A 23,471-nucleotide genomic window follows, 5' to 3' on the forward strand; every position below is an offset into this window, starting at 1 on the left:
GGTTAACATGTAATGAAGTATAAGTAAATAAAGTTAATTTTGTTTACCTATTCGAATACGGTTTCATATAAGAAAATAATTCATGTTAATCAAATTTCCATATAAAAAAGAAAAGGTGAATATTTATGTATCCACCTTCCCATCTCCCTCTACCCACTTCATTATTTCTCCCACATCTAAATCCGTATACGTCTTTTCACCATAACGAACAGACTCATATAACGAGATAATATCCCTTGTTCTACAAATTCTTTTTAACCATTGTTGCATCGTTTCATAGGACCTTCTCTGTTCATGAAATGGTAATGTTCTTTCCCATTCAACTAACGTTTTTCTTATCTTATCTGTCGGTAACGGCTGTTCTAACTGATGAATGACTTTTTCATTCTTTATGCTTCTTACCGCAGTGTGCTTTGTAATCAATTCTTTCTCCTGTACTATTTCTGTTTTCGTCAATTTTTTCCTAATATACTTGTAGATGGCATATATAATTGATATTGCAATTATCACATAAAAAGCTATAGTAATCCATATATTTGAAAGAACAGAAAGCACGTCACTCCATAGACTTTCTCTTTCGAAAGGTTGAAATTTTTTACCCGTTTTCGTTCTTATACCTGTATCTTCTACTTCTTCATATTCATCTTCATCTATTTTGGAATCATCGAAATTTTCACCTATACTAGTAAAATCATAATTTCTTTCCGATATTGTCTTAGTCTTACTGAAAAAACGCTCTTTTACTATGTCTTGTACATACACAACACCTTGTGATAACGTTATCGCACTAATCGCAAAGAAAAGTATGATTAAAGTTCTTACACTCCATAACTTCACTTTCATATGCCGCTTCTTATTCACCATGACATAAGCCCCTTCTTATTCTTTCATTACAATCCATTTATTCGTTCTACTGTATTTCTTTGGTGAAGTACCAATAATTAAAGGAACCGCATCCAGTTCCTTTCGACGAAAGCCTGCTGTGTAAAAGTAAGAAGAAGATATAGGCGTATCTTGGTCTGATATCGAGGCAAGTACCTTTAATACATTTTGCAAATGTTTCCGATTATCCCCATTTTTTATATGTAGCAAACCGTTATCTTTTACACTATTGATCCATACTTCAAACGAACAGTTTTGCATAAGAAGTTGTTTGCATATACCTGCTGTTAATTCAATTAGTTCCTCTATATCATTTCGCAAAGAAACACCACTTTTATTTTGCAAGTTGAGATAAATCGCGTATTTATCACATTGTGTTCGCTCATACTTTTTCGCAGTTATCGTCCCTGTTTTCGCTGTTGCACTCCAGTGGATGGAACGAAAATCTTCATTTTCATAAGACTTTACTCCCATTACTTTCGTTTCATCATATAAGGGTGAAGACATCGCTTTTCGAAATCCTCGTGACCATTCTTGTAATTCAGGAACTTGTATTTTCGGAACAGCTGGTAAGACTAAATAAGAGGGCGTATCAACTTGTTTATATGTTATATGGTTCGTTATAAATCCAAAGAGATCAGTAATAACAATTTCAACTTCTTCCCATTTCGCGATGCCTCTTTTTAACGCTACAGCTTGCAAATCAAATGAAACTGACTCCCTTCCTTTTAAATTAAAATTCATATAATAATTTGAACCTGTACTATGATTTTTGTTTATTTCATCATGATTCCAAGTTAGCTTATTTTCACATTTAAATCGAAATACGATATTAAGAATAGGAAATATCGACTTGTTTGAAATTTTCATTTTGCACATATTCGTTTCACCTATAAAAACGTTCGAATTCCCTTGAATGTATTCCCATTCAACACGAGATACTTTACGTATATATACATGCATAGCACCTATTAAAATTACATATAAAAATACGAGAGATAAAAACAGTAGATTACTTGAAAATACACTTAAAATAACGGCTACAACTGACATAACCCCCATTACGAAAGGCTCCGCTAAAGGTGTATACGCAAGCTGTTGATTCATCGTACATTCTCCACTGGCACACTAATCGTATGAAGAATTTCTTTCATAATTTGTTCTTTCGTCGTTTTCATCTCTCCCTCAATCGTTAACGTTAAACGATGAGCACAAACTGATGCAGCGAGCGTCTTAATATCATCTGGCGTACAGTAATCTCTTTCATTTAATATTGCCCGTGCTTGAATTGCTCTCATAAATGCCAACGTTCCCCGAGGGCTTACACCAATTTCAATTAACTCATGGTTACGAGTTGCTTCAATAATTTCAAGGAGATAATCTTGCACATCATTCCCTACTAACACTTCTCTTGCACGCTTTTGCATCGTAATAATTTCTTCACTTGAAATAATAGAATGTAACGTTTCTAATGGATCATTCATTTGAAACCGATTCATCATTTCCTTTTCAGCTTCTCTCGTAGGATAACCTTGGCGTATTGTGAGTAAAAACCGGTCTAACTGAGCATCTGGTAACGGAAATGTGCCCGCTGATTCGAGTGGATTTTGCGTTGCTATAACTAAAAAAGGTTCTGGTAATGAATGTGTCTGTTTCGCAATTGTAACAGTACGCTCTTCCATAACCTCAAGTAACGAAGATTGTGTTCTCGGTACAGCTCGATTAATTTCATCCACTAATACGATATTTGCAAAAATCGGTCCTAACCTTGTTTTAAAATCCGATTCCTTTACATGAAAATATTCAAGACCAATAACATCTCCAGGCAAAGTATCCGCTGTAAATTGTATTCTTTGAAATTTAGCGTCCACACTTTTAGCCAAACTTTTCGCTAATGTTGTTTTTCCTGTCCCAGGTACATCTTCTAATAAAATATGTCCCCTTGCTATTAGAGCAATGGCTGCTAGTTCTATCGATTCGTCTTTTCCTATAATAACCTTCGAAATATTATTAGTAATTTTCTTTAATGTACTCATATAGTAATCTACCACCTTTTAATTATCTAAAAATTAAGAATATATTTTTTTCCAAATTATAACATGTAATTCGAAGATGAAATAGAGTGAAAATAAATCTTTTATTTTTTCTTCATTGCACGCAAAAAAGCACCTATTGTCGTATATTGACAATGAGGTGCTTAACTCAATCCAACAGCCTTCTTTCCCTCTAATTTTTAGTAACAATACATCCTTTTTTCTGCCACGCATGCATTGTTTTGAATTAACTAGTAAAATGCATTCTAATATTACATATAATAAAAACCATTTCGATTTGTTCGTTATAGAACTTCCTCTACATCAACACTCTCAATCTTCACTTCATACATATTTGGGATGTTTGCTTCTTTTGGTACCCATGCATAATAATTTTGATCATTCTCTAACATAAATTGAACTAACTTTGTTTCTGAAACATTCCAGAAATTTTTAAGATTATCAATGTAGTCTTCTAAATCTTCTTTATAGTCCAATTGTAATATATAATCTCTTACCGTCAGGGCAAACACAATTAAACTTCCTAATAGATTTTTTTGCTCATTTTCTTCTTCATACTCTTGTGGTAAAAACCATACTTGACCTATTCCTATCATTTTTTTGTATTTTTCATAAAAACTACTATCATCCATATTCTCATAATCATGTATTAATTCATTGACCAATGAATGCCATTTTGGAGGAATAATATTTTCCAATGCAGGATTATGTTCAATTCCTTCTACTATATCCTCGATTTCTTCTGTCTCATCTTCATAGTGATATTCACTTAGGTCTATATGCTTAAATTTCATTTCATTTTTATAATGTGCCAAATCATAAGGATAGTGATTATTATCTTTTAAACATGTATCATCAAGTTCCAAAATTTTCGCAAGCGCCGCTGTTTCAAAACTCCAATATCCTACATATTCAGGTTCTTTATGCGCATTTTTCCATTCATAATCATAATGGCCTCTAAACCATTCTTTCTCCATATATGTTTGTAATCTTTTAGATGCTTCTTTTTTATCTGTTTGTGCAAGTTCTATAATCTCTCTCGTTTTTGCATATGGATTTTCTTTATAATATCTATTCGTCACTTTTGTGTATCCGATATCACTAGCGTATAAGAGGAAATCAATTACTGCGTCATTCATATTTTCCTTCTCAACTAGCTTAGCTAAACTTACAAGATTCTTTTTCTCCGTCTCTAATAAAATCCCTAGAGATATCATCCAAATTAGATTTAAATATCCAACTTCTTTTTTTCCTATATGCTTCAAATTAATAAGAGCGTTGTCAAAATCTCCTTCTATTGTATGGATAGCTTCTCCTAGGGAATATTTTGCATTAACATTATCCAAATCGTATATAAAATTTGACTGATAGAATTCTTCTATGATACTTATATTATCATTAGGATACCTTTGAATACCTTTTTTTTCATCTTCTTCTAAACTTTTAATTTCAACTCTATTTTCCTCAATAAACTCTTTATTATATTCTATTACTTCTCTACATTTTTTTTCTATACATAAATGATCTCTCATACCTTTCAATTCCTCCTGGCTTCTAAACTTATGGCCATTCTCCAATAATGTCTCCCTTTGCATCTATTCTATAAGTTTTAACGTTCCCAGTACTATCAACTTTTGATAGTACTCTTTCCACTTCACCTTTTTTCAATGCATTCGTAATTTTTATTGATAATTTCATATCTCCATCAACAGCCTTCAATATCCTACTTTTTCGCGTCTTCGCACCATTCAACCAATCATTTGACATTTGTCGTCCATCTTTAGTTTTCCCCAATTGTGAACTACCAAACTTAGCTTCATCTATAACGTATTTGATCTTTGATTCTGCATTTGCATTTTCGTATAATCCATCAATTCCTTTTACTATTTTATCATTTATGCCAGATGGTGCACTTTTTCCGACTGGCTTTAACTCAAATCCAGCTTCTTTTAAACTTTGATTATTCAATAAATTGTCACTAGATTTTATTTCACCATAATTACCTTTTTGTTTATTTGTAGCTGTTTTTGCATCAAAATTTTCTACATTTGTGTTTTTGCTACTGCTAGGTTTACCGTTAGCCGTATCCTAAGTATCATCCTTAGCCCCTTTAACTCAACCAATTTCTTCCTAAAGCTTTGAAATCTTACTTTGAGTATAGGCTTTCGTGTCTTTACGACTTAGGGTGATTGCCTCTTCAAATATTAACTACTATAATTACAAGTAAATTAAAACAAACTTAAAAGGAATGAATTCTTTACTATACAGAATTCATTCCTCACTAGTTGCTTAAAATATTTATCTAACTCGTTAGTTTCAATTCACATTCAATGTCCCCTAAACATACATTAAATTTAAATTTCCCTCCATATTTTTAAATTCCTAAAAATGATGGAAAGCTAGCATACCCTGCAAGCTTATGCTGAATACCACTCTTCCGTAGAAAAATTATCAGCATTTGAATTTCCTTCTAACTCCCATTCGCTAATAAAATTAATTATTTCTCCTAAAATTAGATTTATATCATGATTTTTTATAATCAAACCTCTATGATTATTCCAAGTCAAATCAATTTCGATATTTATATTCAACTCATCCTCACATTTACTTAAAAAGTCATTCATTACTAAGGTAAAACATAAATTTACAAAATTATCAGAAACCCAAATTACGGATGAATCATCATTAACCTTCTCTATTCTAAATCTTAAATTATTGTATGCAATCCACTTTATATTACCTTGTATTTTTTCTTCTTTCATAATTATTTTCCTCCCATACTATGAAATAATCCTGTCAAGACATCCATTGCTGGATTTGTTTTTAAACTGCCATATATCACATCTTCCCATGAACCATACTTTTTATAAAGTTGTTCAGGTGTAGGTCCTTCTGCCCTGCCATATTCAAGAATATTTCTTTCTTTCATTGCATTCAATCCATCTAAATTATTAGATTTTATATACGTTTCCATTCTTCCTTGATTTCGCTCTTCGACTTTCAATCTAGCAATTTCCTCCATAGATAGCCCATCATTTTGAAGATTTTTAATATCTTGTTCTAGTTGTATTCTTTTTTGTTGTATTTTTTCATGATACTTTATTCTTTCGCTTCTTGCATAAGCAACTTCATCACCATTTGTCCAGTCTACCCCAAACTTATTTAAGGCAGATTCCTTCTTAGGTGAATATCCATATACAGCTTCAGTATTTCCCTCAATCTCCTTTGCTATCTTAGGATTATCTAATGGATTTCGAAGTTTAGAATTTATTTCTCTTCTGGTACCACCAGCCTCGACTATATCATCAAGATAATTGCTTACAGTTTCACCCGTACCCTTACCACCATCTTTAGACTTCGCAAACTTATAATAAGCTTCTATCAATTCACCTTGTGGTATTTTGGTTATAATAGTTCCACCAACATTAGAGAATGCATAGGAAGCCTCTTTCTTAAATGATTGTAACATTTCAAGCGTAGGCTTCAATTCTTTTGCTAGTTTTACTGCATTAGCAAATGTACTTACTCCACTTAATGTCTTTGCGATATGACCGATTTTATTTAGCGCCTTTAACTTATTTACTTCTCCTACATAATATATATACTCTGAAATACTCTACTTAATTTACAGAACCATTCCCAAACACAAAAATAGTGGTAGTTGGATTCTCCAAACTACCACTATTTTTAACCTCTTAATTCATTAAATTCCGTATAAATTAGTTTTTCAACATTACTCATGATACACAATGTTTTAATTTGCTTATTATAGAACTTCCTCTACATCAACACTCTCAATCTTCACTTCATACATATTTGGGATGTTTGCTTCTTTTGGTACCCATGCATAATAATTTTGATCATTCTCTAAAATAAATTGAATTAACTTTGTTTCTGATCCATTCCAGAAATTTTTAAGATTATCAATGTAGTCCTCTAAATCCTCTTTATAATCCAATTGTAATATATAATCTCTTACCGTCAGGGCAAACACAATTAAACTTCCTAATAGATTTTTTTGCTCATTTTCTTCTTCATACTCTTGTGGTAAAAACCATACTTGACCTATTCCTATCGTTTTTTTGTATTTTTCATAAAAACTACTATCATCCATATTCTCATAATCATGTATTAATTCATTGACCAATGAATGCCATCTTGGCGGAATAATATTTTCCAATGTAGGATTATGTTCAATTCCTTCTACTATATCCTCGATTTCTTCTGTCTCATCTTCATAGTGATATTCACTTAGGTCTATATGCTTAAATTTCATTTCATTTTTATAATGTGCCAAATCATATGGATAATGGTTATTACCTTTTAAACTTGTATCATCAAGTCCGAGTATCTTTACTATTGCAGCTGTCTCAAAGCTCCAATACCCCACATATCCAGGTTCTTTATGTGCATTTTTCCATTCATAATCATAATGGCCTTTAAACCATTCTTTCTCCATATACGTTTGCAATCTTTTAGACGCTTCTTTTTTATCTGTTTGTGCAAGTTCTATAATCTCTCTCGTTTTTGCATATGGATTTTCTTTATAATATCTGTTCGTCATGTTTGTGTATCCAATATCACTAGCGCATAAGAGGAAATCAATTACTGCGTCATTCATATTTTCCTTCTCAACTAGCTTAGCTAAACTTACAAGATTCTTTTTCTCCGTCTCTAATAAAATTCCTAGAGATATCATCCAAATTAGATTTAAATATCCAACTTCTCTTTCCCCTATATGCCCCAAATCAATAAGAGCGTTGTCAAAATCTCCTTCTATTGTATGGATAGCTTCTCCTAGGGAATATTTTGCGTTAATATCCTCTAACTCATAATTAAAATTTAATAGATACCTTCCTTCTATAAGACTTTTATTATCTTTAGCCTTTCTTTGAATACCATTCCTTTCATCTTCTTCAAAACTTTTAATCTCCTCTCTATTTTCCTCAATAAACTCTTTATTATATTCTATTCCTTCTCTACATTTTTCTTCTATACATAAAGGATCTCTCATACTATTCAATTCCTCCTAGTGCCTTAAATTATGGCCATTCTCCAATTATGTCTCCCTTTGCATCTATTCTAAATGTTTTCACATTTCCACTACTATCAACCTTTGATAACACTCTCTCAACTTCCTGATCTTGTAATGCTTTCGTAATCTTTGATGCTAATTTTGCATCTCCATCAACAGCCTTCAATATCCTACTTTTTCGGGTCTTCGCACCATTCAACCAATCATTTGACATTTGTCGTCCATCTTTAGTTTTTCCTAATTGTGAACTACCAAACTTTGCTTCATCAATAACATATTTAATATTTGAATTTTGATTTGCATTTTCGTATAATCCATCAATTCCTTTTACTATTTTATCATTTATACCTGTTGGTGCACTTTTTCCGACTGGCTTTAAATCAAATCCAGCTTCTTTTAAACTTTGATTATTCAATAAATTGTCACTAGATTTTATTTCACCATAATTACCTTTTTGCTTATTGGTAGCTGTTTTTGCATCAAAATTATCTACAGTTTTATTTTTGTTACTGCTAGGTTTACCGTTAGCCGCACCTCCACCAGAAGACTGGATTTTTTGAATAGTATCCTTAGTATTTTGAATCGATTTATTCCAAACAAATCCACCATGTACAAAAAGACTTGCCCCAGTAGCTGTTGCTACTATATCTAATGGAATAACAATTGGTGATGCTAACCCACCAGTTCCTACTTCTGCCATGATAGTTAAGAAATTAGATCCGCCTATGAGCGAGATACCTTCAAACATTTCTACAATGGACCCGGCTATTTAATAATTTTGCCCTGTTTTTTTTAATGTTTTTTGACATTGAAAAACATACTATATAGCATCAATTGAAGCCTATGTGCCTGTGAAATGTGAGGTACGAAAGTGCATTCGCTCAAATAATAATTTTCAATTGAAATCAACAAAAGAGACCTCAAATGTGAAGTCTCTTTTGTTGAGTCTTTTTCATCTATAACTTCCTCTTTACTTATTCAATATCAGACAATCTTCCTTATTGAAATATAATAAAATCCTAATAAAAACGCGTTCTTCAAAAAGTTCTTTTTCTGCCCTACGAATCTAGTAAAATGGCTATAAGATATTACAAATTTAAGCTACGCTTAACTTGCACTAATAAATCCATTAATCCATTTCTTTCTGGATTTTTTTCCACTTCTTTTTTCACATGTTCTTCCAAATAATTATAAAAAGTTTCAAAATCCAAATACACTTGTTGTTCAGACTCAACAGCTGGAGAATCTAATTCAACTAACACATGCTTATCATCTAAAGGTGTAGGTAGCTGTGACATATCAAATTCATCTAAATCAGACTGAAAATGAACGAATACTATTTCTTGTCCAAACCCCTCTTTTTTTACAAAAAAACTCAAAGCTCTTTCCAAGTACTTACCGTTTATAAAGTTAAAATATATTGACATCAATTCATCATTTTTCTCTTTATCTTCAATAAATTCAAAATTACTATTCATTTTATCCTCCTATAAATATTGTATCTTGATAATATCAGTCTAGAATTGGGAAAAAGTTAGTTATCTCCCCAGCATCATTTAAATAACCTCTGAACTTCAATCCATTTGAAGCAGTACCTTCAACAAGCCTACCATTTATTGTTCCCTTTTGCATCGCTTCTTTTCCCCACTGATATATCTTATCATCACTAATCATTGCTGGATCGTATATTGTTTTAGGCTCCTTAATATTTTTATACGAAACGGGTTCTGCAATATTTCCAGCCATATCTTTTCTAGGTATTTTGTATTCTATCTCATAAATCCCTTCAATTGAAGAATGTGATTTTTTAGATATAATTAATTCTTCTACATCAACACCCTGATTTTTTAAAGCATTGTAAAATTCATCCATGTTATGTCCACCACTAACCCCTTTCTTAGTGCTTATATTCTCAACATTTTTTAAATGATTTTTAGCATTATCTCCAAATTTAAAGTTATTAGCTTTACCCGTACCCTTAGCAACCCCCGCACTCCCAGACGTTGCTTTCTTCACATCTCCAACCTTTTTTAAATTATGAAGTTTATCAACTATTTTTACACCTTTCCCATATGGAGTCATCATCCCAACTGCTAGGAGTTTTTCACCATAGGTAGCTTCTGGGTCAAAGAGTGTGAAAAGATCACCAAAGAGAAAATCGAATCCAAACTTCGCCACACCGATTAAAAAAGGATTGAGTACTGGCCTTCTACCACCGACTGGCTGGCCAAAAATGTTATGCTCCATTTCATAATCATCGGTTTCAACTTGGAAATCCTCACCTATATTCCCTTTTATTGTACCATTTTTAATTCCTTCAAGGTATTTTTGTGTCGCTTGTATCTCTTCTTTTGTAAATCTATTATTGATAGATTGATTTTCGCTGCTTATTCCTTCAATGTCGTTATACACATTGTGCTCTAAGTCTACACTTTTTCCAATACCATTATCAGATTTCCGTATTTTCTCTTCTATAATTATTTGAATTTGCTTTGCCCATTCCATATTTAACTTTTCACTATGAAACGTCCCACTCACAGGACTAAATCCTTTCCCGCTTTGCACTTCAGCGAGTCCGGCTGTGATGCTAGCCGCTAATTGGAGGGCGGTGCTGTAGTTGTTGCTGGATGAATGATTGAATTCATATAGACGCTCTAGTTTTTCTTCTAGTTTTTTTCTCATTGCAATTAAGACTGCAATAATTGCGTCTACTCCAGGCATTGGTGTAAGTACTTCTATTGCTTCTATACTTACAATGGATTGATTGATTTCTTGTATTTGTTGTCTTATTTCATGTTCGATAACATCTGTTGAAGCAACTTTTGCTTGAAAATCGTTTGGAAATGCTTCGTTTTGGCGAATTAATTCTTCACATAAGCATATGATTCCTTGTGCTAATGGCCGAAATGTTTGGACAAGGTAGGCTTTTGCACTACTGTATGTTTGTCCTTGTAATACTGTGTCTATCGCAAATGCATCAATAGATTGAATGGCTTGTTCCATACTTTGAATCGTAGCATTACATATAGCGTTCATACTTTGAGTTTGACTTTGTACTTCTCCCAAATACATGTTTAAACTCATGTATTGGCCTCCCTTTGTAGTTGCTGCTGTTCATAGGAAAGGTTGTTTTCTTTCTCACTGAGATGCCGTTTTTCTTTAAGCAACGTCTCTTTTTCGTTTTCTAATTCGAATGTAAGTTTTCTTTCATACTGCCCGATCTCTTGCCGCATATTCGTAAAAAAGTGAAATGCTTCTTTGTCACCATACCAAGTTTCTAGTATTCGGTTAAATAAACGATTACTTCTATTTTTCCATTCATGAAAACTAGCCTCAGCTCGTTCTTGATTTTGCAGCGCGATTCGGTTTTCATTTTGTTCTTCAAATATAATTCGTAATTTTTGATTACATTGATTGATTCTCGTTTCAATTCCTTGACTCATCTTTTCTCCCTACCTTTTCCCCTTTACGTAGGTTGTTACATTATTGAAAAGTCTTTTGAAGTCCTGTATCCATTTTCTCAAATTCATTTGCTACGGAATGGATATTATCAATTGTTTGTTGAAAAGCAGTACAAAATTGTTTCGTGATCTGTAAATTTTGTTGATTTGCTTCTTGTGCCTTGAAGTTCACAGATAGTGTAGTACGCGTTGCCTTATTTATAGAGCGACTAGTAGCACTTTGCATTCTATCTGAAGCATTTCTCATTTTCGTTGCAAGTTGCGTTGCCGTATGCAAATTACTTTGAAATTCTCCCATTACTTACTCCCCTCTACCTTTTATTTACAAGAAAATTATAACACGGAAAAATATCCCAATAAACCGAATGTTCGAATTTAACATACAATTCACCACAGTTACTGAGGATACGAGCAACACTTATCAATCAACATAACTGAATCCAAAATGGATTCTACTTATACAAAAAAGATGACTTCAGCCATATGCTAAAGTCATCTTTTTCTACCTTATTATTTTACTAATTCTCCATTATAAGCTTTTATATTAAGCGGAGCAGTTAAAAATTGTGCTGCTTTACTAACGAAAGATGTGAAGTGTTCACTCGTATTATGGCTCGCAACTGCTGCTTCATCTTTCCATACTTCTACCATCGTATAAACACTTTCTTTTTCTGTATCTTTATATAAGTCATAAGATACATTTCCACTTTCTTCTCTTGAACTATGAATAAGCGGACGAATTTCTTCTAAAAATGCTTGTTGTTTCGCTGGATCTACTTGAAATATTGCGTGAATAATAATCATGGTGCTTCCCCTCTCATCTTTCACTTATTGAAGTTCTTTTATAAAATCATTTCCACTCTGCAACTTTTTCAATTGGAAGACGTACTGATTGGTAACCACTGTCAGCAGCTTTTCCGATTGAAATTAACATAACTGGTACGTGACGGTCTTTATCTAGTCCGAAAGCTTCTGCGATTTGATCTTTCTCAAAACCACCAATTGGACAAGTGTCATAGCCGTGAGCACGAGCTGCTAGCATAAATTGCATCGCTACAAGACCACCGTCAATTAATACTGTATCTTTCATTACTTCTGGTGTAACCATAGAGAAGTAAGTTGAAAGTTTTTTCATTTGATCTTCTTTTACTTCTGCTGGCATAAGTCCACGCTCTACTGCTGTACCGTAAATTTCTTCTGCGTTATCAAAGTTGTTTAAGTCACCAAATAAAGCGATCATTGCTGAAGATGTTTCTACTTGAGATTGATTGAATTTCGCAAGTGGCGCAAGTGTTGCTTTCGCTTCGTCACTTTCAATCACTACGAATCTCCATGGTTGCATGTTTACTGAAGATGGTGCAAGTGTTGCTTCTGTAAGAATTTCTGTCATTTCTTCTTTGCTAATTTTCACTGAAGGGTCGTACTTACGAATTGAACGACGTCCTGTTAAAATTTCGTTAAAATCATTTGTTTTTACTGAGTTAGTCATAGTTGTATTCTCCCTTTTTTATAATTCTTTTATATTTTCTTGAATGTGATTTAACATATTTAAAAGATTATCGCGTTCTTCCTCACTTAATCCTTTAAATGCAGATGCTGCAAAACGTTCTTTTTCCTCTTGAAATGCTTGAATTTTATTTCGTCCCTCTTCAGTAAGAGAAACTAACGTAATTCTGTTATCATCTGGATTTTTACGTCTTACAATCATTTCATTGGCCTCAAGCTGCTTTAAATGCCTTGTTATCGCAGCATTATCAATATTCACTTCTTGTTGAAGTGCTTTTTGACTAATTTCACCTACTTCATATAACTGAAGTATAAGCTCTAATCGAGACTGGCTCATACCCGTACACCCTTCAAATTTCGAACTTACTTCTTTATTTAGAAAGTGTAATTTATATAAAATAATCGCTTCTTTTGAGCATGAACTTGTCAAATTAACCCTCCTTTACAATCAAAATAAAAATGTTTGATGTATCAATAGTTGATATGTCAATTAATATAATCTATATCGATTTAGAATGCAAGCATTTTGTTTTTATTTTATTTTTTCCAAATTAAGGCGCTTTGTAGCGTTACAAATAATGTTAATTGCACTATAATAATACTAATTTAAAGAACTGGAGAGTGATTGATAATGCGGCAATATACAAATAGAAATGAGGAATTGAAAATGGAAAATGAAATGAGGATATTCACAAATGACAACAATAAATATAGGGATTGTCGCGCACGTAGACGCTGGCAAGACGAGTTTGACTGAGCGTATTCTTTATGAAACGAATGTGATTAAAGAAATTGGCCGAGTAGATAGTGGTAATACACAAACTGACTCAATGGAATTAGAAAGACAACGCGGAATTACGATTAAAGCATCTGTCGTTTCTTTCTTTATTGATGATGTAAAAGTAAATGTCATTGATACACCTGGACACGCTGATTTTATCGCTGAAGTGGAGCGATCATTCCGCGTTCTAGACGGTGCGATTTTAGTTATCTCTGCCGTTGAAGGTGTGCAAGCACAAACAAAAATTTTAATGCGAACATTACAGAAACTAAACATACCGACTATTTTATTCGTTAATAAAATTGATCGTAGTGGCGCAAACAGTGAAAAAGTTATGAAACAAATAAAAGAGGTTCTTTCAAATGAAGCATTCCCCTTCTACTCTGTTCTAAACGAAGGAACGAAAGAAGCCCGGATCATTGAATACAAATCATATGACGATTGTATGGAACTGTTAGCACCATTTAATGAATCGTTACTTGAATCATATGTAAATAACGAAATAATACCGGACGCACTATTAAGAGAAAAACTAGAACAGCAAATACAGCAAGCGAATGTGTATCCAATCTTTTTCGGTTCAGCAATGACTGGTATGGGCGTAACAGAACTTCTTGAAAAACTTCCGGCTCTCATTCCAGCTCTTACATCGGCACAAGAGGAACCATTATCCGGTGTTGTTTTTAAAATTGAACGTGAACCTTCTGGAGAAAAGGTTGCTTATATAAGAGTTTTTTCAGGTAGCTTACATGTTAGAAAATATGTTAATATACAGCGCAGTAAGTCTCTATTCCATAAAGAAAAGATAAAAAAAATGTGCCTATTTCATAATGGAGATACCGTTCAAACTTCTACCGTTCCTAGCGGTGAGTTTTGTAAAGTGTGGGGGCTGAATGATATTAAAATTGGTGATATTATCGGTGAACGTACGGATTATATAAAAGATATTCACTTTGCCGAACCACAAATGGAAGCTGCCATTGATGCGGTACCTAAAGAGCAAATTCATAATTTATACGCTGTTCTTATGAAACTATGTGAAGAAGATCCGCTCATTAAAGTTTGGAAAGACGATGTTCATAATGAACTATATATTCGCCTTTTCGGTGAGGTACAAAAAGAAGTAATTGAAACAACACTTTATGAGAAATATAATTTGCAGGTTACTTTTTCAAATACGCGAGTTGTATGTATCGAGAAACCAATTGGCGTAGGCAATTCTGTTGAAGTAATGGGTGAAAAAGAGAATCCATTTTACGCAACAATCGGATTCAGAGTTGAACGTGGTGAACTTAATTGCGGTATAACATATAAATTAGGTGTTGAGCTCGGCTCACTACCTTTAGCATTTCATAAAGCGATTGAAGATACGGTATTTCAAACGTTAAAACAAGGATTATATGGATGGGAAGTTACAGATATTATCGTCACGTTAACACATACTGGTTATGCTAGTCCTGTTACAACAGCGAGTGACTTTAGAAATTTGACACCGATCGTATTAATGGATGCTTTAAAGCAAGCTGAAACATATGTATATGAACCAGTAAATGAATTTGAATTAACTGTACCGGAGCACGCAATTAGTACTGCAATGTATAAGCTTGCTGCCGTTCCAGCAACTTTTGCAGAGCCTATATTCAATAACAATTCTTATCAGTTAACAGGATCATTACCTGTTGCGAAAACAGAGAGTTTCAAACGAATACTACATTCATTTACAGAAGGAGAAGGCATATTTACAACGAAGCCAGCTGGTTTCACAAAACTTATGGCTCCCTTCCCTACTCGAAAACGTGTTGATTATAATCCGCTGAATCGTAAGGATTATTTACTTCATGTTTTGAAGGCTTATTAAAGTAAAAGAGGTGCAATTCGCACCTCTTTTGCATGTATTAATAGGTTAGTTTGTCCTAACAACTTCTTTAAGTTTTCCTATTATTTTCGCTATAGCCTCAATTGAATTTTCCGTTTCATATCCCCCAACATTTACAGAATGATTTGCATTTTTGACAACTTCAATCTGTAAATTCGTTTTATATAACTGATCAATTTGATCTGCATTGTATTGGTGATCTTTATCCCCAATAACTAAAAACCCTTCGTGTCGACTATGTAAGATAGAATCAAAAATTGTATCAAACGTCAGTAAAGGTGTAAGTAGTATCATTTTTGACTGCGCGAATTCTTCTCTCTTCATTAAATCATTTGCAATCGGAATTGTTCCGAGTGACTTCCCTAAAAACATAGTCTCGTTGTATTGCTCATCTTTTAATACTTCATTTATTACAGGATTAATATCATCCATCATTACTTTCGTTACTTCTTCCATTGGTTTATTCATTAATTGTCCATCATAAGAATAATGAATATGTACAACATCTATTTTATGTTCAAGCATTAACATCGTTGCGTAATAAAATAACGGCTTATCATAATTGTATCCTGAACCTGAAAACATAAAGCAAACGGTACTAGAGCCTTGTTCGATATGTGTGTAATAAATTACTTTGTCATTTATATGTACCTCTTTTTTAGTTCCCTTCACCATTTTCCCCTCCGAATACATTTACTTTTGTAATACGATATGTTCTGTGTGAACTGATACATCCTTTACTTTCTCTTTTATAAATGCAGGCTGTAAGTTATATGTATGCAGTTCTTCTACTGGCACCCATCTAAACAAATACGTTCTACCCTCTTCTTCCAAAATATATTGATCCGCTCCACTCGCAGGTAACTCAAATAGCTCTACTTCATAATAAAAACTAATTTCATGAAACTTTCGCTCAGAAAGTGTAAAGAAATTTTCTACTGACCATATTAACCTTTTCCTTTTAATAGGAACACCTATCTCTTCCGCAAGTTCTCGTTTTAATGCATCTTCACTATTCTCTAGCATTTTTACTCTACCGCCGGGTACATACCAAAAATCTTCACCGTCACCTTGCAGAATGAGTATTTTATTATCATGTTTACAAATTGCTCCAACGCGGTAATTAAAACATGTTTCCTCAACTTTAAACGTAAGATCCATCCGTAACGCCCCCTTATATAAATATCGAATTATTACAAAACAATTATGTAATTACTGTACAAATAAGGTTACTAAATTTATCCACTCCATTCAATGGTTTTCGAATTTTCTAAACTATTATTTTTCATCATTACAAGTGTATATACATATGTTACAATCATATTGCACACTAGAAAACATTATGGGGGTACGGATGGAAACGTTATTAACCCAGCAAACTGAGAAATCAAATAAGTTTTGGAAAATCGTTGTGAAAGAAAAAGACTATGTTGTGTTTTACGGAAAAATTGGCACAGCTGGCAGTGTGAAAGCGAAAGAGTTTGAAACAGAAGAAGAATGTATGAAAGAAGCTAATAAACTAGTTGCTTCCAAACGTAAAAAAGGATATACAGACCCGTTGCCTGGGGAAGATTACATAAAAGAAAAAACGATAACCGAAGAAGAATTTTGGGAGCTACTTCATCGTGCAAAAACGAAAGGTGAGGACCAAGAAGAACAAATAGAATGGCTTACTTCTCACCTTGCTAAACGTACAGTACATGAAATTGTAGCTTTTGATACGCATATGCATCACCTTTTGAAAGACTCCTATACCTCCCGTTTATGGGCAGCAGCCTATATTATTATGGGTGGCTGTTCAGATGATACTTTCGATTACTTCCGCGGATGGTTATTATATCAAGGAAAAGAGACATACGAAGCTTGTATTGAAGATCCAGAACGATTAATTCCTGTATTAGAAAATTTGAGTGAGTATGACGTTCCAGAGATTGAAGAACTTACTCTACATTTCGGGCAAGAAGTTTACATGGAGAAGACTGAGGATGAAGATGATACTTACTTTACACTATACCATGTCTTAACAAATGAAGAGTTTGAGGAAGTTGATATCGAGTTAGATTGGGATGAAGACGATGAGGAAGGTTTAAAAAAGATGTTTCCTAAGCTATGGGAGATGTACGGAGAAGAACCGATTGAGTGGTAGATTAATTATTCATGAAAAAGTGCCTTGTTTCTTTAGTAACAAGGCACTTTTTTTGATACTATATTTAAATTATCATCTTTCCACTCTCCCACCACTCCATAAAAGTCTTTAAAGAAGGAGCAACCCACGTTCTACTATCATTTTCATGGTTCCATACATATATATCATCTCTTTGTACTTTTCCATTCAAAATGGAATAGCCAAACAAATCACCATTTCCCCCATCAGCAAAAAATAATAAACAGTCAAAAGGCATGTATAAATCCTTAAAATCAACTATATTTCTTATACTCATATTTTCAGTTTTAATTTTTGAAGCAGACCATATAAAGTCACCGTATTCACCTTCTATACCGTTTGTTTCCTGTAATAATTGATATAAATCATTCGGTAACTCCACATGTAAACATTTTTGTATATCAGTAAGTTCATCCTTCGTAGCTGGGTTTTTCAAGCTTAAATTTGATGAGATACTGTGAATGGTGTCTTTCCACATCACCTTTTCCTCCTTATGTGCAATCAAGCATATTCAAAGAACTCCGCTAAATTTATTGATACCATCTTTCTAACAATTCCTTCTCCCTCTCGCCTGAAATACCTGCTTTTAATTCCCATTCTTCCGTACTCTCCATCCACTCATACACATCTGTAACTGTCTCGTCTATTCTTCTAAAAGTAAGTCCTTCATTAACCGCACTTTCGATACAAATAGAAAACCCGCCTCTCCACGGCTTCGTCTCACCATCTAATGGGAAAGTTTCTGGAATCCACAAAGGCATTTCTGTCCAAGGCTGCACATTGTGTTCACTCATAAACGATTCGTCTATCCAAACAAATTCAGCATCGCTATTCGTAACTTTTTTACACGTATTTAATAGCTCTTCCATCGTCAATTCATCATTCGGACCTGTTATATTGAATGTACCTGCTTTATTATTTTCTGCCATGTTGAGTCCAAATCTCGCGACATCTTTTATATCAACTATCTGCACTGGACGATTTTTTCTTCCTGGAACTAACACGTTACCTCCTTTTGCTACACGCTGAATCCAGTATGGAAGTCGATCTGTATAATCGAACATTCCTGAAAGAAGTCCTGCTCTTACGTGTAAAACACGCCCCGGCCAATACTTCTCTGCTTCTTTTTCGCATAATACTTTCAGCGCACCATAATGCTCATAAGGAGATATTTCACCATTCTCTACAGCCTTTATTTGCTCTTCCGTCGGTTCAGGTTGTAATATATAGTCTTCTTTTATGTCATGAGGAATCCAATCTTTATATACGGAAAGGCTTGAGATGAATATATAGTGTTCAATATTATCTTTAAGCACTTCTCCAACATTCCTAATGTGATGTGGAGAAAATCCACATGTGTCTATGACAACATCCCACGTTCGATTTTTTAAACTTGATACATCACCATTTCTGTCACCGATTAAATGTTCCACTTCTGGAAAAATTTCATTGTTTGTTCCACGATTAAATATTGTAACTTCATGCCCTCTTTTCAACGCCTCTTCTACAAAAGCTCTTCCTAAAAATCGTGTACCGCCTAGTATTAGAATCTTCATGGTTCTCCCCCATTCGTGATAAAAAATCTATTCTTTTGTTTAACGATTTTTTGTTGTGAAAAGTTACGGGGAATAATTTAATTTTTTCTACAAGTTCAATATATGTAATTTCGACACTTTTTCTTTCTTAAAAACAATAATATGGAAATATTCATTCTGTCGATTTCCATTTCATATATAATTAAAATATCGGATATTCGATTAACCACTTATACATACTTAGGCAGGTGAAAAATATTAATAAACACATAGTTTATCATTCAACATTATGTATTTATTTTCTTACATCACTTGTATATATCATCTTGCTGAACATAGAAAATGGTCGTAATTATTTGGGGTTTACAATGGTTGTTCCGCTTTTAGCAGTTATTTCATATCAAATGTTATATAAGAAACAAAAAATAGTTCATACACTTGGAATTTCACGTCCAAAATTAAAAGCACTAATTTTCTCCATTTTATTTCCACTACTTCTAGGACTATGCCTTCATTTTTATTTTTATATTTATGATATAAAGTTCTTATATCATCATTGGAATGAGTTAGGATTCCTCTTGCTCGTTGGTCTTACAATTGGATCTTTATCTGCATTATTAGAAGAGATTATATGGCGAGGGAATTTTCATTACTATTTACGAAAAAAATATTCATTTATGCAAACAGCTATTATTATAGCTTTGCTTTGGTCTTCATGGCATTTACCAGTAGCTATCTTTTATAAAAATTATAAGTTTCAGTTTGTAGGAATATTAAGTTATCTCTCTTTATTATTTATATTGTCTTTAATTTTGACGTACACGAGAGAATATGGTGGTTCTGTAATATCACCCGCAATTTTACATGGTATGTTTAATGTATTTTATTTAACAGATGTAGTACAACACAAGTGGGATGCCAGCCTAATAGAATTAATTAAATTTACCTTACTAGCAATTGTGCTGGGCACAATGTATCTTATACTTCACAAAGTTAAAAAATAGTTAAACAGCTAAGAAAAAAGATGTTTCTTCTTTTAGTTGAAAGCAGCTTTAATAGATTATAAAGTACTTCAACACCTTGCAATTATTTAATAATCGTATAGGTGTTGAAATTTTATAATCTTAGTTACATAACTTTGTTAACACAATACTTTTTTCTATCATGGAGAACAAAACAAGTTTAACTAAACCTTTCATTCTTATTTTTATAAAAATAACCATATTAATCTTTTAAATAAGGAAGTATGCACCCTTTAATTAATTCCCATCTATCCCGTGCATTCGGCATAGCTTCAGAAGCAATTACTACAACCAATTCCTTCTCTGGAATACAACAAATCATATTCCCACCATCACCCATTGCACAATACGAATAGACACCCTCTTCTTCTCGTAACCACCATAAGTAACCATATTGATTTGAATTCATCGCTATTGATTCTTTTATCCATGATTTTGATAGAACTTGTTTTCCATTATGAATACCTTCATTCAAATACATCTGTCCAAACTTAGCCATATCCCTAACCGTTAACGTTAGTCCCCAGCCGCCCGTCGAAATACCATTTGGATCGTGAACCCATCCTTTCACATCTTTTCCGAATAAGTCATCAAATCCAAATGCTTTCATATTATAGTTTGGAATTTCTCTCATGCCGAGTGGCTGAAATAAGTATTCATTCGCAAATTCACGCGCATTTTTTCCTATTGCGTTCGTTATGATCGCTGATAGTATATGAGCTCCTGCAGATGAATATTTAAAAGCTCCAATCTCTCCACCGTTCCCCATTCTATGAAGTGTATACTGTACCCAGTCTAGTTGTGTACATAATTCTTCTAACGGTTCCTGCCAGTCTACAAAAGGGTATGGAGCTGTCATTGTAAGTAGGTGTCGCACTGTTACTTCAGATGACTTTACTTTATATTCAGGGAAAAACTCTATTACTTTTTGATCAACACTTTTTATATAGCCCTTATCTATACATATTCCAATTAGCGCAGAGATTATCGTTTTTGTAACTGACGCTACATGAAATGTATCATTTTGTCCGTAATCGTTATAATATTTTTCAAAAATAACATTACCTTTCCGCACTACTAACATACCACTCATATTTTCATATTCTTCTTTTATAATCTGATCTAACTTTTCAGCAGTTTTCATTATTCTTTCCCCTTTAACCTGTAATTAAAAAGGTTCGATAGGTACATATATATCAACTATATGTTTATGCTTTGGATGCTGCTTTGGGTCATTTCTATATACTTCAAAAGGATACGAGTCTCTCGGTTTATATCCGCTATTTGGCAGCCACTCACCATATATAAAGTCCCACGCTCCCTTATATTCATCTTGGAATATTTCAAAATGTCCTACTGTATACTTGCCTGAAGGTATTATCATTATTCCAATATCACTCGTTTCTACTGCGGACGCATCCGGAATTGTTATACATAAACTTGTTCTTAAATGATAGTCCTCAGTAAATTCATGATGATTGTGGTAAATGGTTAATACTTTCGTATCCTCAAATACATGATAGTTTTTCTTCGCCGCGTAACGAAATAATTTTTCTATCATTTCTGGAAAAGCTATAGCTAACTCTTCATATGTACCTGTATGTCTTATGTATGCGACGTTTATATTATCCGCTGTTACAATTTCAACATTTCCTCGAACCTTCTTACATTCATTGTATTGAGGAATTCCCCTTACGTCTTTGCAATTCTTGCTATTATCGTTTCGATATTGAGACGGACTTACGCCGTAATAATTTTTAAATGTTCGGGAAAAAACTGCTGAATCTGTGAATCCGAAGTGATACGCAATATCTGTAATCGTCATGTCTGCGCGATATGTAAGTAAATGTGTTGCCCTTTCTAGTTTCAAGCGATTCACATACCGAGATAATGGCTCATCAACTATTCCTTTAAAAATCCGATGAAAATGATACTTCGAAAATCCTGCTATATCAGCTAGCTCTTCAATGGATAATGAACTGTCTATGTTTGATTCTATATAATCTTGAACCTTATGTATGCGTCTTACATACTCATTTCTACTCTGTTTATTCTCCATACTCTTTATCTCCTCACAACAAAAAGAACCATCCTAGAATACTTTTAGGACGGCTTTCTATTCGTAATAGATTCTTCCATATTCTATTGTTAAATCGATATAATTTCACTATATTTTTTAAATTGATGGTAATGTGGCAGTATCCCGATTTAATTGAAAGAAACAACTATTTTTTTATAGCCCTACGCAAATTAATAATATTATTGGGATTTAGCTCCCATTGTCTCATAAGTTCTTTTTGTCTTGTTTTTAAGTCTTCAAATGGTTCTTCCACTATGTCGATTTTATTAAATTTCCCTTCGAAAACTAAAGCATTTTTTATCTTTTTATATCCACCAAAACCTAAGTCGTCATTTAGTAACCAGACTACTCTCTGTATTTTTGCGAATAAAATACCACCTGTACACATTGGACACGGTTCCAACGTGCTATAAATAGTAAACTTCTCATTTTTTATTTTTGCATCAAACATTGCTTCCCCTGCATTGCGAATAGCGTCTATCTCTGCGTGAGCTGTTATGTCTTTTTGTGGATGCACTCTATTTCTTCCTCTTGCAATGACATTATTATTTCCATCAACAATAACTGCTCCTACTGGATATGTATTTTCTTTTAATGCCTTTTCTGCTTCTTCCAATGCCATCTCCAAAAAATATCTATCTCTTTCAAAATGCATATAAATCCCCTTCTTTTGATGAAATTATTTTACAGAAATTGCTTTTGACATCCCACTCACTTCTATTAAATTAACAAAATAAAAAAGGATATCATTATGTCTGCAACAACAGGGCAAGCATGGTGTTTTGATATAAACTTAATTTAATAGAATTTGTGATACAATCCAATCGCCATTAAGCTAAGAAAAACAAATACCCTAAAACGAGAATTTTTGAGGTATCATAAAATTTTCAAATTTTTAATTCTTGTTTTGACGTTTCTTTTGTATGCTACCTATAACCCCAAATACAATCGCTACTGCTAAACATACGATTGAGAAAGTTTGTAATACGTTTGTCGAAAAATAGCCTACCCCTAACACTACTGCTAAAACAATTCCTGCTACTAACATTCTCCGTTGCTGCATATCCATGCAATC

24 protein-coding genes and 3 pseudogenes are annotated in these 23,471 nt (G+C 33.3%); 3 read left to right on the top strand and 24 right to left on the bottom strand.

The annotated features are described in order from the left end of the window. Window positions 1-123: 123 nt before the first annotated feature. The 16 genes and pseudogenes from EBQ15_RS07700 to EBQ15_RS07775 form a co-directional block, all read right to left on the bottom strand. Window positions 124-864 carry a hypothetical protein gene (locus EBQ15_RS07700; protein ID WP_000247506.1) on the bottom strand — a complete coding sequence of 247 codons (741 nt, stop codon included), beginning with the start codon at window positions 862-864 and terminating at the stop codon, window positions 124-126. 15 nt (window positions 865-879) lie between these two features. Further along, complete coding sequence (locus tag EBQ15_RS07705; RefSeq protein WP_001075774.1) at window positions 880-1,989, bottom strand: DUF58 domain-containing protein; 1,110 nt, start codon at window positions 1,987-1,989, stop codon at window positions 880-882. Then, window positions 1,986-2,918 carry an AAA family ATPase gene (locus tag EBQ15_RS07710; RefSeq protein WP_000105669.1) on the bottom strand — a complete coding sequence of 311 codons (933 nt, stop codon included), beginning with the start codon at window positions 2,916-2,918 and terminating at the stop codon, window positions 1,986-1,988. The genes EBQ15_RS07705 and EBQ15_RS07710 overlap by 4 nt, the downstream gene beginning before the upstream one ends. Window positions 2,919-3,220: 302 nt before the next feature. Continuing rightward, the gene (locus EBQ15_RS07715) at window positions 3,221-4,468 is read right to left on the bottom strand and encodes a PoNi-like cognate immunity protein (protein ID WP_115735430.1); all 1,248 of its coding nucleotides are present in this window, start codon (window positions 4,466-4,468) and stop codon (window positions 3,221-3,223) included. A gap of 28 nt (window positions 4,469-4,496) precedes the next feature. After that, window positions 4,497-5,024 (bottom strand): annotated as a pseudogene (locus tag EBQ15_RS07720) (hypothetical protein); the annotation flags it as partial. 329 nt (window positions 5,025-5,353) lie between these two features. After that, complete coding sequence (locus tag EBQ15_RS07725; RefSeq protein ID WP_000656836.1) at window positions 5,354-5,698, bottom strand: hypothetical protein; 345 nt, start codon at window positions 5,696-5,698, stop codon at window positions 5,354-5,356. 2 nt (window positions 5,699-5,700) lie between these two features. Further along, a pseudogene (locus EBQ15_RS07730) lies at window positions 5,701-6,507 on the bottom strand (T7SS effector LXG polymorphic toxin); the annotation flags it as partial. 195 nt (window positions 6,508-6,702) lie between these two features. Then, window positions 6,703-7,950: a PoNi-like cognate immunity protein gene (locus EBQ15_RS07735; protein ID WP_033693036.1), complete on the bottom strand. Its 1,248-nt coding sequence runs from the start codon at window positions 7,948-7,950 to the stop codon at window positions 6,703-6,705. Window positions 7,951-7,978: 28 nt separating this feature from the next. Then, window positions 7,979-8,740: pseudogene (locus tag EBQ15_RS07740) on the bottom strand (hypothetical protein); the annotation flags it as partial. A 319-nt stretch (window positions 8,741-9,059) separates the two neighbouring features. Continuing rightward, window positions 9,060-9,449 carry a hypothetical protein gene (locus EBQ15_RS07745; protein ID WP_001087574.1) on the bottom strand — a complete coding sequence of 130 codons (390 nt, stop codon included), beginning with the start codon at window positions 9,447-9,449 and terminating at the stop codon, window positions 9,060-9,062. Between the two features lie 34 nt (window positions 9,450-9,483). Next, entirely contained in the window at window positions 9,484-11,055 is a 1,572-nt protein-coding gene (locus tag EBQ15_RS07750) for an EndoU domain-containing protein (protein ID WP_000056107.1), read from the bottom strand. After that, a complete protein-coding gene (locus EBQ15_RS07755) occupies window positions 11,052-11,414 on the bottom strand; it encodes a DUF3958 family protein (RefSeq protein ID WP_000077521.1) in 363 nt (120 codons plus the stop codon). The genes EBQ15_RS07750 and EBQ15_RS07755 overlap by 4 nt, the downstream gene beginning before the upstream one ends. A 40-nt stretch (window positions 11,415-11,454) precedes the next feature. Beyond that, entirely contained in the window at window positions 11,455-11,730 is a 276-nt protein-coding gene (locus EBQ15_RS07760) for a TIGR04197 family type VII secretion effector (RefSeq protein WP_000503639.1), read from the bottom strand. A 212-nt stretch (window positions 11,731-11,942) separates the two neighbouring features. Then, window positions 11,943-12,236: a putative quinol monooxygenase gene (locus EBQ15_RS07765; protein ID WP_000583807.1), complete on the bottom strand. Its 294-nt coding sequence runs from the start codon at window positions 12,234-12,236 to the stop codon at window positions 11,943-11,945. A 46-nt stretch (window positions 12,237-12,282) separates the two neighbouring features. Next, window positions 12,283-12,921, bottom strand: coding sequence for a nitroreductase family protein (locus EBQ15_RS07770; RefSeq protein WP_000185395.1), 639 nt, complete (start codon window positions 12,919-12,921; stop codon window positions 12,283-12,285). Between the two features lie 18 nt (window positions 12,922-12,939). Then, the gene (locus EBQ15_RS07775; protein ID WP_000204172.1) at window positions 12,940-13,368 is read right to left on the bottom strand and encodes a MarR family winged helix-turn-helix transcriptional regulator; all 429 of its coding nucleotides are present in this window, start codon (window positions 13,366-13,368) and stop codon (window positions 12,940-12,942) included. Window positions 13,369-13,633: 265 nt separating this feature from the next. Here EBQ15_RS07775 and EBQ15_RS07785 point away from each other — a divergent pair, with 265 nt between their 5' ends. After that, a complete protein-coding gene (locus EBQ15_RS07785; protein WP_000207807.1) occupies window positions 13,634-15,577 on the top strand; it encodes an elongation factor G in 1,944 nt (647 codons plus the stop codon). A gap of 45 nt (window positions 15,578-15,622) precedes the next feature. Here EBQ15_RS07785 and EBQ15_RS07790 read toward each other — a convergent pair whose 3' ends face one another. Both EBQ15_RS07790 and EBQ15_RS07795 read right to left on the bottom strand, forming a co-directional pair. After that, window positions 15,623-16,288 carry a hypothetical protein gene (locus EBQ15_RS07790; RefSeq protein WP_002000094.1) on the bottom strand — a complete coding sequence of 222 codons (666 nt, stop codon included), beginning with the start codon at window positions 16,286-16,288 and terminating at the stop codon, window positions 15,623-15,625. Next, entirely contained in the window at window positions 16,289-16,756 is a 468-nt protein-coding gene (locus EBQ15_RS07795; protein ID WP_000366229.1) for an NUDIX hydrolase, read from the bottom strand. A gap of 193 nt (window positions 16,757-16,949) precedes the next feature. On the opposite strand from EBQ15_RS07795, the gene EBQ15_RS07800 reads away from it, so the two are divergent. After that, window positions 16,950-17,741 (top strand): DUF4240 domain-containing protein, encoded by a 792-nt coding sequence (locus EBQ15_RS07800; RefSeq protein WP_000449212.1) that lies wholly within the window; start codon window positions 16,950-16,952, stop codon window positions 17,739-17,741. A 64-nt stretch (window positions 17,742-17,805) separates the two neighbouring features. On the opposite strand, the gene EBQ15_RS07805 is transcribed toward EBQ15_RS07800, so the two are convergent. Next, entirely contained in the window at window positions 17,806-18,237 is a 432-nt protein-coding gene (locus EBQ15_RS07805) for an SMI1/KNR4 family protein (RefSeq protein WP_000265339.1), read from the bottom strand. Between the two features lie 52 nt (window positions 18,238-18,289). After that, window positions 18,290-19,315, bottom strand: a complete 1,026-nt coding sequence (locus tag EBQ15_RS07810; protein WP_000697702.1) for an SDR family oxidoreductase — start codon at window positions 19,313-19,315, stop codon at window positions 18,290-18,292. Between the two features lie 227 nt (window positions 19,316-19,542). On the opposite strand from EBQ15_RS07810, the gene EBQ15_RS07815 reads away from it, so the two are divergent. Then, on the top strand, window positions 19,543-20,298 hold the full coding sequence (locus EBQ15_RS07815; RefSeq protein WP_002000090.1) for a CPBP family intramembrane glutamic endopeptidase: 756 nt from the start codon (window positions 19,543-19,545) through the stop codon (window positions 20,296-20,298). Between the two features lie 220 nt (window positions 20,299-20,518). Here EBQ15_RS07815 and EBQ15_RS07820 read toward each other — a convergent pair whose 3' ends face one another. The 4 genes from EBQ15_RS07820 to EBQ15_RS31075 all read right to left on the bottom strand — a co-directional run bounded on the left by EBQ15_RS07820 (window position 20,519) and on the right by EBQ15_RS31075 (window position 23,465). Continuing rightward, window positions 20,519-21,460 (bottom strand): serine hydrolase domain-containing protein, encoded by a 942-nt coding sequence (locus tag EBQ15_RS07820; RefSeq protein WP_000844661.1) that lies wholly within the window; start codon window positions 21,458-21,460, stop codon window positions 20,519-20,521. A gap of 24 nt (window positions 21,461-21,484) precedes the next feature. Further along, on the bottom strand, window positions 21,485-22,375 hold the full coding sequence (locus tag EBQ15_RS07825) for an AraC family transcriptional regulator (protein WP_000428664.1): 891 nt from the start codon (window positions 22,373-22,375) through the stop codon (window positions 21,485-21,487). A 166-nt stretch (window positions 22,376-22,541) separates the two neighbouring features. After that, complete coding sequence (locus EBQ15_RS07830) at window positions 22,542-23,051, bottom strand: nucleoside deaminase (protein ID WP_000545359.1); 510 nt, start codon at window positions 23,049-23,051, stop codon at window positions 22,542-22,544. A gap of 240 nt (window positions 23,052-23,291) precedes the next feature. Continuing rightward, on the bottom strand, window positions 23,292-23,465 hold the full coding sequence (locus EBQ15_RS31075) for a hypothetical protein (protein ID WP_000367555.1): 174 nt from the start codon (window positions 23,463-23,465) through the stop codon (window positions 23,292-23,294). Between the last annotated feature and the right edge of the window lie 6 nt (window positions 23,466-23,471).

The sequence above is a fragment of the Bacillus sp. 2D03 genome (assembly GCF_003946765.1).
Classification (GTDB): domain Bacteria; phylum Bacillota; class Bacilli; order Bacillales; family Bacillaceae_G; genus Bacillus_A; species Bacillus_A cereus.